Below are 13,723 nucleotides of genomic sequence, written 5' to 3'. Positions count from 1 at the left end.
CGGTCCGGGGCGACCGGAGGAGTCACGTGGCAGCCAGCGACCGGGTGGACAGGTCCTCCCGCGAAGAGGCCCTGCTGCGGGCCTCCCTTCAGGCCATCGCCCCCGGCACCCCGCTGCGGGACGGCCTGGAGCGGGTGCTCCGCGCCAACACCGGCGGCCTGGTGGTGCTGGGCTTCGACCGCACCGTCGAGTCGCTCTGCACCGGCGGCTTCGTGCTGGACGTCGAGTTCTCCGCGACCAGGCTGCGCGAGCTGTGCAAGCTGGACGGCGCGGTGGTGCTCGACAAGGACATCACCAAGATCGTCCGAGCCGGTGTGCACCTGATGCCGGACTCCACCCTCCCCACCGACGAGACCGGCACCCGTCACCGCACCGCCGAGCGGGTCAACCGTCAGACCGGGTTCCCGGTGGTCGCCGTCTCGCACTCGATGCGCCTGATCGCGATGTACGTCAACGGCACCCGCCGGGTGCTGGAGGACTCCACCACCGTGCTCTCCCGGGCCAACCAGGCGCTGGCCACCCTGGAGCGCTACAAGCTGCGCCTGGACGAGGTCGCGGGAACCCTCTCCGCGCTCGAGATCGAGGACCTGGTCACGGTTCGGGACGTCGCGGCGGTGGTCCAGCGGCTGGAGATGGTCCGGCTGATCGCCGCCGAGATCGCCGGCTACGTCCTGGAGCTCGGTACGGACGGCCGGCTGCTCTCGCTCCAGCTGGACGAGTTGATCGCGGGCGTCGAGCCCGAGCGTGAGCTGGTCGCCCGGGACTACTTCCCCGAGCGGGCCGCCAAGAAGGGCCGTACCGTGCCCGAGGTGCTGGACGACCTTGAGGCCCTCACCCACGCCGAGCTGCTGGACCTGCAGACGGTCGCCAAGGCGCTGGGCTACTCGGGCTCGCCCGAGTCGCTGGACTCGGCGGTCTCGCCGCGCGGCTACCGGCTGCTGGCCAAGGTGCCGCGCCTGCCCAACACCGTGATCGAGCGGCTGGTCGAGCACTTCGGCGGGCTGCAGAAGCTGCTCGCCGCCAGCATCGACGACCTGCAGACCGTCGAGGGCGTCGGTGAGACCCGGGCCCGCTCGGTGCGCGAGGGGCTGTCGCGTCTCGCGGAGTCGTCCATCCTGGAGCGGTACGTCTGACGCCAACTGCCCTGCGCACGCGGACGATGCCGCGCCGCCGCAGTCCTCTTCCGGCCCAACTGCCCTGCGCGGACGATGCGAGCGGGGCGGACGTGTGACAGCAAACCGCCCGCCGTACGGAATTCCGTACGGCGGGCGGCTTGCTGTCGGCGGGGATCCGGGCCGGCTCGGCCGGGACGGCGGCCGAGCCGGGCTCAGCCGTCGAGGCGGATCGAGGTCCGGGCGGTGATCGGACCGCCGGCCGGGCCGGTCAGGGTCGCCTGCACCAGGTAGTTGCCGGTCTGGGCGGTCGAACCGTCCGGGGTGGCGCACTGCGGCTTGCTGCGGCTGCGGTCCCAAGTGAACGTCTCGGTCAGGCCGTTGCCCGCGCTGATCTCAACCCAGGTGGCCTGCTTGTCGGTCGGGCAGTCGGCGGAGGACCAGATCCGCTCGTTGGCCGCCGAGGTCACCACGATCGCGGACGCCGTCCGGCCCAGGTCCACCCGGCAGTTGGAGCCGGAGGTGTTGCGGACGGTCAGCGCGAGGCGCGGCTTGTCCTTGCTCTCGAAGGAGTTCTGGGTGCCGGCCAGCTCCAGGGTGACCTGCGAGGCGCTGCAGACCGGGAGGGCCATCACCTCGGCCGTGTTCACCGGAGGCGGCGCGACGGCTCCGTTCGACCCGCCACCGGCCGGGCCACCCGAGGTGCCGCCCGAGCCCCCGGAACCACCGGCCGAGGAACCGGACGGGCTGGCCGAACTGCCGCCGCTGGCACCGCCGGTGAGGCTGACCTCGCCACCGCCGCCGCCCGAGACGCCGCCGCCCGAACCGCCGCTGCCGCCGGGGCGGGTGGTGATCGCGGAGCCGGTCGGTGAGGCGCCGGGGGTGATCGACTGCGCCGGGACGGGCTGGGCGGTCTTCCCGGTGGGTTTGCCGCCGTCGTCCTGAGCGGTCGTCAACCAGACGACGAGCGCGATCACGGCGAGCAGGACAGCGGACACGACGATGCGCCGCCGCCAGTAGATCGACGCGGGCAGCGGTCCGACGGGTTGACGAAGAGAGGGCACGCGCAAACTCTACGAGACTGAATGTACCCGTTGATGCACCAACACTGACCCTGCGTCGCTTCATTCACATCATCCGTCATTTGGCCCGGATGAGGGAAGAGATGTAGGCCGTGTCGCCCACCGACGATCCGCCCCGTAGCCGACCAGGGGACGTCGACTGCTCCGGGCAGGGGAATGCCCCGTTGCTCCGTACGGGCGCGGGAAGCGGCGCGCGTCGGGTGGCGGCTGCGGCCGGCCGAGCTCGCGGACCGGGCCGGTGGCACCCGGGGACCCCGGCGGGGTGCGGTGCGGTCCACCGACCGGAGGCGTACGCGACGCCGGCACCCTCCGCCGCACGGCGTTCCCCGTGCTCGCAGCGTTCCCCGTGCCCCGTGATGCTCCGCTTCCGACCGGCGACCGGTGACCGGCGACCGGCGACGGGGGCTGGCGTGGGAGGATCGAAGGGCCATGGTTGCCATCACCTCCACTCCCGCCCCGCTGCTCCATTCGACCGTGCTCGACTGGTACGGGGCCAACGCCCGCGACCTCCCCTGGCGGACGGCCGACGCCTCGCCGTGGGCGGTCATGGTGAGCGAGTTCATGCTCCAGCAGACTCCGGTCAAGCGGGTCCTGCCCGCGTACGCCGCTTGGCTGGAGCGCTGGCCCGCCCCGGCGGACCTGGCGGCCGACGCCCCGGGCGAAGCCGTCCGGATGTGGGGCCGGCTCGGCTACCCGCGCCGGGCCCTGCGGCTGCACGCCGCCGCCGTGGCGATCACCGAGCAGCACGGCGGGGAGGTGCCGGACGACCATGCGGCACTGCTCGCGCTGCCCGGCGTCGGAGAGTACACGGCCGCCGCCGTCGCGTCGTTCGCCTTCCGGCAGCGGCACGTGGTGCTGGACACCAACGTCCGCCGGGTCTTCGCCCGTGCCGTGACCGGCGTGGAGTACCCGGCCCAGGCGACCACCGCCGCCGAACGCCGCACCGCCACCGAGTACCTGCCCGCCACCGCCGAGACCGCGGCCGCCTGGGCGGTCGGCGTGATGGAGCTCGGCGCACTGGTCTGCACCGCTCGCAGCCCGGAGTGCGGGGCCTGTCCGCTGCTGCGCCACTGCGCTTGGCAGCGGGCCGGCCGCCCGCCGTACGAGGGCCCGGCGCGGCGCGGCCAGTCGTACGAGGGCACGGACCGGCAGGTGCGCGGGAAGCTGCTGGCGGTGCTGCGGGAGGCGCACGGCGAGGTGCCGCAGGAGCGGCTGGACGCGGTGTGGCACGAGCCCGTGCAGCGGGCGCGGGCGCTGGACGGGCTGGTCGCGGACGGCCTGGTGGAGCCCGTCGCCCCGGGTGTGTACCGACTTCCCCACTGACGACCAGGCGGCCCGAGGCGGGGCCTCGATCCGCCTCGGGCCGCCGCCCAGGTCGATCAGCGTACGAACCTGGAGAATTCCTCGAAGCTGATCTGTTCGTCGCTGTTCTCGTCGGCGTAGTCGAAAGCTGCGCGTGCGTTGGCGTCGCTGACCTTGGGGTTCTTCTGTAGGAACGCCTTGAACTCATCGGCGGCGATGTAGCCGTCGTGATCGGTGTCGATCTCGTCGAACTGGCGCCGGAGGCTGTCCTTGCTGCTCATTCCCACTCCTGTGTCGGTGCGAATCTGGCGTTCCGAAGCTTAGGACGGAGAAGGCGGAGAACTACGGGATAGAAATGCCGAACGGCCCTGTTGTGCCAATAGCACAACAGGGCCGTTCGGACGGTGTCAGACCGCCGCCGCTTCGAGCGACTGCTCGCCCGACGGCTTCCCGGCGCCGCGGAGCGGCACCTCGCGCAGGAAGAGCGAGGCCGCGACGGCGACGATGCTGATCACCGCGCCCCACAGGAAGACGGTGTGCATGCCGTTGGAGACGGCGTGGTGGTACGCGTCCTGGATCAGGGGATCCTGGTGGCGCAGCGCCTCCGGGCTCATCTGGGTGAGCTTGCCACCGGACCCCATGGTGGCGGCCTTGTCGCCCATGCGCTCCTTCATCGTCTCGGTGACGCGGTTGTTGAAGAGCGCGCCGAACAGGGCGACACCGAAGGAACCGCCGATGGTCCGGAACAGGGTGGCCGTCGAGCTGGCCACGCCCATGTCCTTGAGCTCCACGCTGTTCTGCGCGACCAGCATGGTGATCTGCATCAGGAAGCCCATGCCGGCGCCGAGCACCACCATGTAGCAGGAGGAGGCGAACCGGCTGGTGTCGGTGGAGAGGGTGGAGAGCAGCAGCGAGCCGCCGACCATGACGGCGGTGCCGATGATCGGGAAGATCCGGTACTTGCCGGTCTTGGTGACCACCTGGCCGACCACCAGCGAGACCACCAGCATGCCGAACATCATCGGCATCAGCAGCAGCCCGGAGTTGGTCGCCGAGGCACCCTGGACGGTCTGCTGGTAGAGCGGCAGGAAGGTGACCGCGCCGAACATCGCGAAACCGACGATGAAGCCGATCAGCGAGACCATGGCGAAGTTCAGGTTGCGGAACAGGCCGAGCGGGAGCATCGGCTCCTCGACCCGCTGCTCGACGTAGCAGAAGGCGATCAGCGAGGCGACGGCGAGCGCGGCCAGGCCGAGGATCTGCTTGGAGCCCCAGGCGTACTGCTGGCCGCCCCAGGTGGTGATCAGGACCAGCGAGGTGATCCCGGCGGTGAGCAGGACCGCACCGATGTAGTCGATCTTGGCGTTGGAGCGGACCTTGGGCAGCTTCAGGGTGACCACGATGAAGGCGAGCGCCACGATGCCCAGCGGCAGGTTGATGTAGAAGGTCCAGTGCCAGCTCAGGTGGTCGGTGATGAAACCGCCGACCAGCGGGCCGCCGATGGTGGCGAGGGCCATCACGGCGGCGAACATGCCCTGGTACTTGCCGCGGTCACGCGGCGGGACCAGCGCACCCATGATGGACATCACGCCGACCATCAGACCGCCGGCGCCCAGGCCCTGCACGGCGCGGAAGGCGATCAGCTGGGTCATGGACTGCGACAGGCCGGAGAGTGCCGAGCCGAGCAGGAAGATCACGATCGAGGTGAGGAAGGTGCCCTTGCGGCCGTAGAGGTCGCCGAGCTTGCCCCAGATCGGAGTGGAGGCGGCGGTGGCCAGGGTGTACGCGGTGACCACCCAGGACAGGTGCTCGGCGCCGCCCAGGTCGCCGACGATGGTGGGCATCGCGGTGCCCACGATCAGGTTGTCGAGCATGGCCAGCAGCATCGCGACCACCAGGCCGATCATCACCAGGCGGATTTCGCGCGGTGATCTCGGCGCGGGCTCGGCCGACCCCTCGGCGGTCGGCGGGGTGGCCGCCGAAGCCTCGACCTGCTGTTGTGACATGGTGCGTCTCCCGGAAGCGCATCGGCCGGCCGCGGCCTTCGCACCCCTTGGCGGTGGGGCCTCGGCTCACTTACTTGTCGACCGGCTAGTTAATTATCAATTGGCACGGTAGGTTGTTTACTAGCCGGGCGTCAAGCCAGTTTCGGCGCGACAGCCCTGGGCAGGGAGAATGCAGTCCGAGGAGCGCTCCGCAGCCGGCGCGCGTCCGCCCCACCATCGCAGTCACAAGGCAGGCCGACACGGCATGAGTACGACGCAGAGCCCCCGTACCGACACCCGGGCGCGGATCCTCGACGTGGCGCTGGAGCTCTTCTCGGAGCAGGGTTACGAGAAGACCTCGCTCCGTGAGATCGCCGACCGGCTCGGGGTCACCAAGGCCGCGCTCTACTACCACTTCAAGACCAAGGACGACATCGTCCACGGCATCGTGGAGAGCATGGCCGCGCCGATCGACGAGGTGATCGCCTGGGGGCAGGAGGAGGAGTGGTCGCCGCAGCTGCGGGACGAGCTCGTCCGCCGCTTCGCCGCGGGCATGGCCTCGCGGGCGCCGCTGCTGCGCTTCTTCCACGAGAACCAGCCCGCACTGCGGGAGTCCAAGGCCGGGCTGGAGTTCAAGGACCGGATGCTGGCGATGATCCGGCTGGTCCAGGGGCCTGACGCCGGCTTCCCCGACCGGCTGCGCGCCACCATGGCGCTCTTCACCATCAACTCCGCGTTCTTCCTGCTCAAGGAGTCCGTCAACGGCGGACTGGCGTGCACCGAGCCCAAGGTGTCCACCGTGGCCGAGGCGATGGAGGCGGCGCTGACGGTCGCGCTGGAGATCGCCGCCCGGATCGAGCCCGCGGACGGCTGACGCAACAGCGCCCCTTCCGCCCGGGGAGGCGGAAGGGGCGCAGTGCGGACGTGCGTCAGAAGTCGCTGACCCCGCGGGCCGAGAGGTAGGCGATCGGGTCGATGACCGCCGCGTACCGGTTGGCGCTGCGGATCTCGAAGTGCAGGTGCGGCCCGGTGGAGTTGCCGGTGGTGCCCGAGCGGCCGATCTGCTGGCCCGCCGACACCGTCTGCCCGGCGCTGACCTCCAGCGAGGACATGTGCGCGTACTGGGCGAAGTGACCGTCCGGCAGGCGCAGCACGACCTCCTTGCCGTACGCGCCGTCCCACTTCGCCGAGACCACGGTGGCGTGGCCGACCGCGAGCAGCGGGGTGCCGGAGTCCACCGCGAAGTCCACGCCGGTGTGGTAGCCGGCGGCGTACGCGCGGTTGGGCTTGCCGTACGGGTTGCTGATCAGCGCGCCCGGGACCGGGGCGGACCAGGCGGACCCGGGGGTGAGGAGCGAGCCGGGCGCGGGCTGGGCGGCGGCCCCGGCCGCGGGGGCCGGTGCGGTGCTCGGCGCCAGGTCGGCGGCCACCGTGACGGCCTTCTGCGAGTCGACCGGGCGCGGCAGCTGGTACGGGGTGGGCTGGGCCACCTGGACCAGGGCGGGCTGGTGGAACGGCGTGGAGATCGAGGTGAAGGCCGAGTCGCCCGGGGTGGTGGGGTGCACGGTGTGCGCCGAGGCGTAGCTGGGCAGCAGCAGGGCGCCGAAGGCCACCGCCAGGGTGCCGCTCCAGGCGGTCGTCGTCCGGTTCTGCCGGACCCACCGGACGGCCGGGCGGAGCCGGTCCGGCGTACGGGCGTCGGCGGCCCGGTAGAGCCTGCGGGCACTGGTCACGGTGCCGGCCCGTCCGGACTCCGCCGCCCTCGCGAGCCGGCGCGCGCCGATCGCGGCGCCGGTGCGGCCGGTGCCGATCGCGTCGGCGAGCTTGCGGGCGCCGACCGTCGCGGTGGCACTTCCGGTGTTGATCGCTTCGGCAAGCAGACGGCGGGCGGTATGGCGGGAAGGCATCGGGTCGTGGCACCTCGGGGACGGGGACGCCGGCACAGGGCCGCTGAGGGCATGCCGGGCTCGGGACAGACAGATCTAAGCCGCCACCGGGGCCGGTGCCCAAACCCGTCCGCTACTACGGCTGGTAGTCCCGGCAGTCCGTGATCTTCGATCCCCGGATGTGGTGATCTTTCGAGTGGATCATCCCTTTTGTCCCTTTCTTATCTGTCGCGGCCTGGTCCGCGACGGTGGCGGGAAGACCTCGGCCGGCTCCGCCGCGGCCGTGATCCACTCGGCGGCCGACGGCTACTACCAGGCCTCGTACCGGGGTCGGGCGCTGTGACAATCGCCACGAACGGCGTCCGGCGGGCGGTCGGCTACCCGGCCCTGCCAGGACGGAATCGTGAGCCGGGGCACAGTTCCGCCGCCCGGCCCGCTGTCCCCGCTCGCCGGGCCGTGCCACCCTGTCCGCACCACGGCAGCACCCGACCTGTCCGAGCACCTCTTCCCTCACCGGAGGACCTCCCATGGCGGCACCGCGGCTCAAACCCGGCACGTCCTGGAACGAGACCTACGCCCGCTGCGTACGGGCCGCGCCGGAGGCATTCGCGCCCGACCGACTGCTCAACCTGGTACGCGGCGAGTGGCGTGCCGTCGGTACCCCCGGCGAGCACAGCACACCGCTGGACGGCACCCCGGTACCGGGACCACCCCGGGTCGGCATCGAGGAGGCGCGGCGCGCGGTCGCCTTCGCCGTCGACCGGCACGCGGCCTGGGCGGAGGCCAGGGTCGCCGCCGCCGTCGAGGGCCTCGCCGGGCAGCGCGACCTGCTGGCCCTGCTGCTGGTCTGGGAGATCGGCAAGCCCTGGCGGCTGGCCTGCGCCGACGTCGATCGGGCGTTGGACGGTGTCCGCTGGTACCTGGACGACATCGACCGCCAGATGGTCGGGCGCACCCCGCTGCCCGGTCCTGTCTCCAACATCGCCAGTTGGAACTACCCGATGAGCGTCCAGGTGCACGCCGAACTGGTCCAGCTGCTGGCCGGGAACGCGGTGGTCGCCAAGACCCCGTCGCAGGGCGGCTTCCACTGCCTCACCCTCGCCCACGCGGTCATGCACCGGGCCGGGCTGCCGGTCACCCTGCTCTCCGGGACGGGCGGGCAGATCGCAGACGCGCTGATCCGGGCCGAGGGGCTGGGCGCGCTGGCCTTCGTCGGCGGCCGGGCCAACGGCCGCAAGGCCGCCACCGCGCTCGCCGACCTGGGTCGGCGGCACTTCCTGGAGCAGGAGGGCCTCAACACCTGGGGCGTGTGGGACTTCACCGACTGGCCGACGCTCGCGGCGCACCTGCGCAAGGGCTTCGAGTACGCCAAACAGCGCTGCACCGCCTACCCCCGTTACGTCGTGCAGCGCCGGCTCTTCCCGGCCTTCCTGGAGGCCTACCTCGGTGTGCTCGCCGACCTGCGGTTCGGGCATCCGCTGGCGGTCGCCGCCCCGGAGGACCCGCTGCCCGAGCTGGACTTCGGGCCGGTCATCCATGCCGCCAAGGCGGCCGAGCTGCGCAGCCGGTTCGACGCCGCCGTGGCCGGCCGGGCCGTCCCGCTCCACCGGGGAAGCCTGGAGGCGGGCGTCTTCCTCGACGGGCAGTGCGCCGACGCCTACTTGGCGCCCGCCGCCCTGCTCGACCCGCCCGCCAACTGGGCGCTGCACCACTCCGAGCCCTTCGGCCCGCTGGACTCCGTCGTCCTGGTCGACACCGAGGCCGAGCTGCTCGCCGCGATGAACGCGGGCAACGGCTCCCTGGTCGCCTCGCTCGCCACCGACGACCTGGCCCTCGCCGACCGGCTCGCCCCTGACCTGCTCGCCTTCAAGGTCGGGATCAACCGGCCGCGCAGCCGGGGGGACCGTGAGGAGGTGTTCGGCGGGTTCGGCGCCTCCTGGAAGGGCGCCTTCGTCGGCGGCGACCTCCTGGTCCGGGCCGTCACCTACGGCCCCGAGGGCGCCGAGGAGAAGCTCTACGGCAACTTCCCGACGTACTCGCTCTATCCGCCTCGCTGACGCTGGGCCGGCGATTCCCATCGCACGGGAACCGGGGGCGCGGCGCACCCCGGGGGGATCTCCGGCACACCCCCGTTTCCGCCGGGCGGATTCCCTCAACTGATGTGTGTCCGAGGCATGTTGCGCGGACGTGGGATCGGGGATTATCGGCGGATGGGTTACCAACCTGACACCGGCTCCGCCGACATCCCGCGCGAGCGCCGGTTCGCCGCGTTCCGCCGCAGCGAGCGCCTCCTCTCGGGCGTCCGCCCGACGAGCATCCGCGACCGGCTGACCGAACTGTCCGCGCTGCACGAGCCGTCCACCGACGGCGTTGCGGCGTACGACCTCGACCAGCGGCCCGACTTCTACGGCGACGGCATAGCCCGGACGCTCGAGGTCCGGGTCGCCGGCCTGCTGGGCAAGCCCGACGCGGTCTTCTTCCCGACCGGGACGATGGCCCAGCAGGCCGCCCTGCGGATCTGGGCCGAACGCAGTGGAAACCGTACGGTGGCCATGCACCCGCTCGCCCACCCCGAGGTGCACGAGCGCCGTGCGTACGCCCGGCTCAGCGGCCTGGACGCGGTCTGGCCGACCGCCGCCCCCAGGCTTCCCACCGCCGGCGAACTCCGGTGTCTGGGCGAGCACTTCGGCAGCCTGATGATCGAACTCCCGCTCCGGGAAGCCGGATTCCTCCTGCCGACCTGGACGGAGCTGGTCGAGCTGGTCGCCGCCGCCCGGGAGCGCGGTGCCGCCGTCCACCTCGACGGCGCCCGGCTCTGGGAGTCCACCCGGCACTTCAACCGGACCCTGCCCGAGATCACCGCCCTGGCGGACTCGGTGTACGTCTCCTTCTACAAGACCCTCGGCGGCATCAGCGGCGGCGCGCTCGCCGGATCCGGGGACTTCGTCCGCGAGGCCCGCGCCTGGCGGCACCGCTACGGCGGCCAGCTCTACCAGCAGTGGCCCGCCGTGCTCTCGGCGCTGGCCGGCCTGGACCGCGAACTCCCGCGCCTGGACGAGTACGTGGCCCACGCCAGGGCGGTCGCCGCCGCACTGGCCCGGGTGCCGGGTGCCCGGGTCTTCCCCGAGCCGCCGCACACCCACCAGTTCCAGCTCTGGCTCCCGTACCCCGCCAAGGCCCTGGACGAGGCCGGCCTCCGCCTCGCCGAGGAGAGGGGCATCGCCCTCTTCTGGGGCTGGCTCGAACCCGGCGAACCGGGCCTGGCCGGGCACTCGGTGACCGAGGTGACGGTGGCCGCTGAAGCCCTCACCTGGACGCCCGAGGAGATCTCCGAGGCCATGGCGGCCTTCCTCGCCCTGCTCCAGTCCTGACTCCGGTGCGCGGGGGAGCGGATGCCACCCGCTCCACGGCCCGAGCTGACGTCCGATCGGATCGGGCTCTCCGGAAGACCGCGGCCGTGGTCCTGCCGGGTCGAGTGCGGGAGATCCTCGCCGGCTGCCATGGCGGACCGGCTGCCGGGAAGCGGCAAGGGCCCCGGCGGATCGCTCCACCGGGGCCCGGACTGCCTACCGCTCAGGTCACTTGACCGGGCGGACGGCGATCACGGTCTCCAGCTTGTTGAGGCTCTGGTAGATGACCGAGATGCTGGTGTGGGTGTCGGGAACCTTGACGCTGCTGGTGGGCGTCGCGGCGTCCCAGTAGCTGGTGGTGTGGTCGTTGAAGGTGCGGACGGCCTTCGACGACGGGATGGTGGTGAGGACGTCGGCCTTGTGGAGCTTGAGGCCGTCGGTGTTCTCCAGTCCGAAGGTGGAGTCGTAGCCCTGCACGCGCGAGCGCATGTACTTGCCGTCGGAATACTTCAGCGGGGCCGGGTGGGCGTCGACCGGCAGGATCAGGCCGGTGCCCGGGTGGGCGCTGGTGTTGTTGTCCGCCTGCGAGGTGTCCCAGAGCCAGATCAGCACGCCGTTCTGGTTGGCGTAGTGCTCGACCCGGTCGGGCTGGGCGGCCGAACCGAAGTTGTACGGGCCGACCTTGAGGGTCGCGTCGTACGAGACGTACTGGCGGTTCTCGACCAGGTAGTACTGGTCGTAGTCCTTGGAGAACTTGCCCGAGATGCGGGAGAAGCCCGTCGCCGTCCAGCCGTTGTCACCGTTCTCGGCGTCATCGGAGAAGACGGCCTTGCCGTCCGCGGTGACGGCGATGTTGTCGAGGGCGAGGCCCTTGAGGTGCAGGCCACCGTCGGTGGTGTTGCGGAAGCGGATCTTGACGGCCTTGCCGGCGTAGGCGTCCAGCGGGAAGACCAGGTCGCCCCACTTGTTGCCGGAGTTGCCGGTCAGGCCGGCCGCGCCCGCGCTGTTCTTCGGGATGGCCTTGCCGTCGAAGGTGCCGTCCAGGGCCTTCCAGTTGGCGCCGCCGTCGGTGGAGACCTCGGCGTAGGCGAAGTCGAAGTCCTGCTCCAGGTCGTACCAGCCCTTGGCGCTCAGGCTGGCGGAGGTCTTGCCGGTGAGGTCGAGGTCGCGGGTCAGCGTGACGTTGAGGTTGTCGGCGCTGCCGCTCCACCACTCGCCGTTGCCCGCGTACGGGGTGTTGATCTCGGTGGTGACCGTCTTCTTCGGCAGGTTGACGACCAGGGCCTGCGGGCGGGCGGTGTTGAACTCCACCGGGCCGAGCAGGTGGACCGAGTCCTGACCGGCCTTGGCCTTGTCGTACTTCAGCCAGCCGAGCTGGAGCTTGCTCCAGACGTCCAGGTCGTCCGGACGGTCACCGATCTCGTTGCGGCCGGTGCCCAGCCACGAGCCGGAGGACATCAGTGACCAGAAGCCGACCGAGTTGTCGTCTCCGGAACCGGAGGTGTCGTAGAGGTCCGGCAGACCGAGGTCGTGGCCGTACTCGTGGGCGAAGACACCGAGGCCGCCGTTCTCCGGCTGCATGGTGTAGTCGCCGATCCAGAAACCGCTGTCGCCGATCTGGACGCCGCCGAGCTTGTTGTTGTCCGGGCCGGCCTGGCCGGTCAGGTTGCCGTACACGTAGGAGCGGTGGGCCCAGAGCGCGTCGGTGCCCTGCTTGCCACCGCCGGCGGACTCGTCCTCACCGGCGTGCACGATCTGGAAGTGGTCGATGTACCCGTCGGGCTGGTTGAAGTTCCCGTCGTGGTGCGAACCGTAGCGGTCCCACTTGTCGTACTCGGCCAGGGTGGCCTTGATCTGGGCGTCCGTCTGGCCCTTGGCCTTCTGGTCCTTGTACCAGATGTCGACCGCGTCGCGGATCAGGTCCTGGGCGTTGGAGCAGACGTGCTGGCCGCAGAAGTTGGAGCCGTACCTGGCCTCGTTCCACGGTACCCGGACCCAGTCGGAGACCACACCGTCGACAGAGTAGCGGCCGGAGGACTGCCGCTCGTAGTAGGTCTTCAGCGAGGGCTTGTCCTTGCTGAAGTAGAGGTCCTGGTAGTGGGCCTGGTTGTAATCGGCCTGCCAGGCGGTCGAGTTGTTGGTCTTCCGGTCCGGCTGCTCGATCTGGTTGTGCTTCGGACCGGGGGTGCCGCCGTACTTGACCTTGCCGTCCGGCGTTTTGGTGGTGTTGTCCACCTGGTCACCGAAGTCGACCAGGATGGTGAAGATCTTGTCCGTGCGCTGCCGGGCGAGCTCGACGTACTTGTCGCGGCCCAGCTTGATGCTGGTGCTGCTGCCGTGCTGCTCGATCTTTGCGGTGCCGGCCAGCAACTGCTCGGTGGCGGCCTTCTGCTCGGCCTTGACCTTCTCGGTCAGCGGGCCCGGCAGGTCGTGGACGACCTTGGCGGCCTGGGACAGGGCGGCGTCGGCCGGGTCCCGGGTGATGGAGACCGGTGCGGCCGCGGCCGTCCCGGGCAGCAGCCCGGCGCCGAGTGCAGCGGTGACCGCCACGGCAGCGGCGGCCGCGGCGGTCCTCGTGGATATCTTCAACGTTGTGACGTCCTCCCCATGCCGGCACGGCTGTTGGCCTGCCGGTGTGCCAATGAAAGACAGGTGGAGGACATTTGACCGAAGGATGGGGTAATAAAGATAGTCCTTGACCATGACATGGTCACGGCGCTATCCTGCGCCGACCTTCAGTCAGCTGACTCTTGGTCAAGTTGAGTCGCAGCCTGGGCCGGTAGGGCCTCCATCGCATCCGAACTTGCCTGGGAGCCCCCCGAACGGCGGGAATCGCCGTGCGGTATGTCACAGGGCGGGCAAAGGCCGGTGACGCGCTTCGGCAACACTGCGTCAACAAACCTTAAACACCAAGGGCCGCGGGGGGGGGGGGGGGGGGGGGGGGGGGGGGGGGGGGGGGTGGGGGGGGGGTGTGGGGGGGGGGGGGGGGGGGGGGGGAGGGACAAA

At 71.0% G+C, this 13,723-nt stretch carries 11 protein-coding genes; 6 read left to right on the top strand and 5 right to left on the bottom strand.

All coding sequences use genetic code 11. From position 1 onward, the window contains the following. Nucleotides 1-74: 74 nt before the first annotated feature. Complete coding sequence (gene disA / locus ACZ5ON_RS22220) at nucleotides 75-1,133, top strand: DNA integrity scanning diadenylate cyclase DisA (RefSeq protein ID WP_465595596.1); 1,059 nt, start codon at nucleotides 75-77, stop codon at nucleotides 1,131-1,133. Nucleotides 1,134-1,327: 194 nt separating this feature from the next. Here the strand turns inward: disA and ACZ5ON_RS22215 are convergent, their stop codons facing one another. Beyond that, the gene (locus ACZ5ON_RS22215; protein ID WP_465595293.1) at nucleotides 1,328-2,176 is read right to left on the bottom strand and encodes a hypothetical protein; all 849 of its coding nucleotides are present in this window, start codon (nucleotides 2,174-2,176) and stop codon (nucleotides 1,328-1,330) included. Nucleotides 2,177-2,623: 447 nt separating this feature from the next. Between ACZ5ON_RS22215 and ACZ5ON_RS22210 the strand changes: the two genes are divergently transcribed. Beyond that, nucleotides 2,624-3,517 carry an HhH-GPD family protein gene (locus ACZ5ON_RS22210; RefSeq protein ID WP_465595290.1) on the top strand — a complete coding sequence of 298 codons (894 nt, stop codon included), beginning with the start codon at nucleotides 2,624-2,626 and terminating at the stop codon, nucleotides 3,515-3,517. Nucleotides 3,518-3,573: 56 nt separating this feature from the next. On the opposite strand, the gene ACZ5ON_RS22205 is transcribed toward ACZ5ON_RS22210, so the two are convergent. Both ACZ5ON_RS22205 and ACZ5ON_RS22200 read right to left on the bottom strand, forming a co-directional pair. Further along, nucleotides 3,574-3,777 carry an EF-hand domain-containing protein gene (locus tag ACZ5ON_RS22205; protein ID WP_465595287.1) on the bottom strand — a complete coding sequence of 68 codons (204 nt, stop codon included), beginning with the start codon at nucleotides 3,775-3,777 and terminating at the stop codon, nucleotides 3,574-3,576. A gap of 126 nt (nucleotides 3,778-3,903) precedes the next feature. Then, on the bottom strand, nucleotides 3,904-5,502 hold the full coding sequence (locus ACZ5ON_RS22200; protein ID WP_465595284.1) for an MDR family MFS transporter: 1,599 nt from the start codon (nucleotides 5,500-5,502) through the stop codon (nucleotides 3,904-3,906). Between the two features lie 244 nt (nucleotides 5,503-5,746). On the opposite strand from ACZ5ON_RS22200, the gene ACZ5ON_RS22195 reads away from it, so the two are divergent. Then, a complete protein-coding gene (locus ACZ5ON_RS22195) occupies nucleotides 5,747-6,355 on the top strand; it encodes a TetR/AcrR family transcriptional regulator (RefSeq protein ID WP_465595281.1) in 609 nt (202 codons plus the stop codon). 55 nt (nucleotides 6,356-6,410) lie between these two features. Here the strand turns inward: ACZ5ON_RS22195 and ACZ5ON_RS22190 are convergent, their stop codons facing one another. Continuing rightward, on the bottom strand, nucleotides 6,411-7,388 hold the full coding sequence (locus tag ACZ5ON_RS22190; protein ID WP_465595278.1) for a M23 family metallopeptidase: 978 nt from the start codon (nucleotides 7,386-7,388) through the stop codon (nucleotides 6,411-6,413). A 175-nt stretch (nucleotides 7,389-7,563) separates the two neighbouring features. Here ACZ5ON_RS22190 and ACZ5ON_RS22185 point away from each other — a divergent pair, with 175 nt between their 5' ends. The 3 genes from ACZ5ON_RS22185 (at nucleotide 7,564) to ACZ5ON_RS22175 (ending at nucleotide 10,738) form a co-directional block, all read left to right on the top strand. After that, on the top strand, nucleotides 7,564-7,710 hold the full coding sequence (locus ACZ5ON_RS22185) for a hypothetical protein (protein ID WP_465595275.1): 147 nt from the start codon (nucleotides 7,564-7,566) through the stop codon (nucleotides 7,708-7,710). Between the two features lie 184 nt (nucleotides 7,711-7,894). Then, nucleotides 7,895-9,424 (top strand): aldehyde dehydrogenase family protein, encoded by a 1,530-nt coding sequence (locus ACZ5ON_RS22180; protein WP_465595272.1) that lies wholly within the window; start codon nucleotides 7,895-7,897, stop codon nucleotides 9,422-9,424. A 153-nt stretch (nucleotides 9,425-9,577) separates the two neighbouring features. Next, on the top strand, nucleotides 9,578-10,738 hold the full coding sequence (locus ACZ5ON_RS22175) for a threonine aldolase family protein (RefSeq protein WP_465595269.1): 1,161 nt from the start codon (nucleotides 9,578-9,580) through the stop codon (nucleotides 10,736-10,738). Between the two features lie 207 nt (nucleotides 10,739-10,945). Here the strand turns inward: ACZ5ON_RS22175 and ACZ5ON_RS22170 are convergent, their stop codons facing one another. Further along, nucleotides 10,946-13,306, bottom strand: coding sequence for an immune inhibitor A domain-containing protein (locus tag ACZ5ON_RS22170; protein ID WP_465595267.1), 2,361 nt, complete (start codon nucleotides 13,304-13,306; stop codon nucleotides 10,946-10,948). Nucleotides 13,307-13,723 lie beyond the last annotated feature (417 nt).

Source organism: Kitasatospora sp. NPDC032150, from assembly GCF_055579945.1.
Note: the sequence above shows the minus strand (reverse complement) of the source record. Positions and strands in the feature narration are given on the sequence as shown.

Coding starts and splice junctions, on each gene's coding strand:
- ACZ5ON_RS22190 (WP_465595278.1), bottom strand. CDS start 7,388: ATGCCTTCCCGCCATACCGCCCGCCGTCTGCTTGCCGAAGCGATCAAC.
- ACZ5ON_RS22200 (WP_465595284.1), bottom strand. CDS start 5,502: ATGTCACAACAGCAGGTCGAGGCTTCGGCGGCCACCCCGCCGACCGCC.
- ACZ5ON_RS22180 (WP_465595272.1), top strand. CDS start 7,895: ATGGCGGCACCGCGGCTCAAACCCGGCACGTCCTGGAACGAGACCTAC.
- ACZ5ON_RS22210 (WP_465595290.1), top strand. CDS start 2,624: ATGGTTGCCATCACCTCCACTCCCGCCCCGCTGCTCCATTCGACCGTG.
- ACZ5ON_RS22205 (WP_465595287.1), bottom strand. CDS start 3,777: ATGAGCAGCAAGGACAGCCTCCGGCGCCAGTTCGACGAGATCGACACC.
- ACZ5ON_RS22195 (WP_465595281.1), top strand. CDS start 5,747: ATGAGTACGACGCAGAGCCCCCGTACCGACACCCGGGCGCGGATCCTC.
- ACZ5ON_RS22175 (WP_465595269.1), top strand. CDS start 9,578: ATGGGTTACCAACCTGACACCGGCTCCGCCGACATCCCGCGCGAGCGC.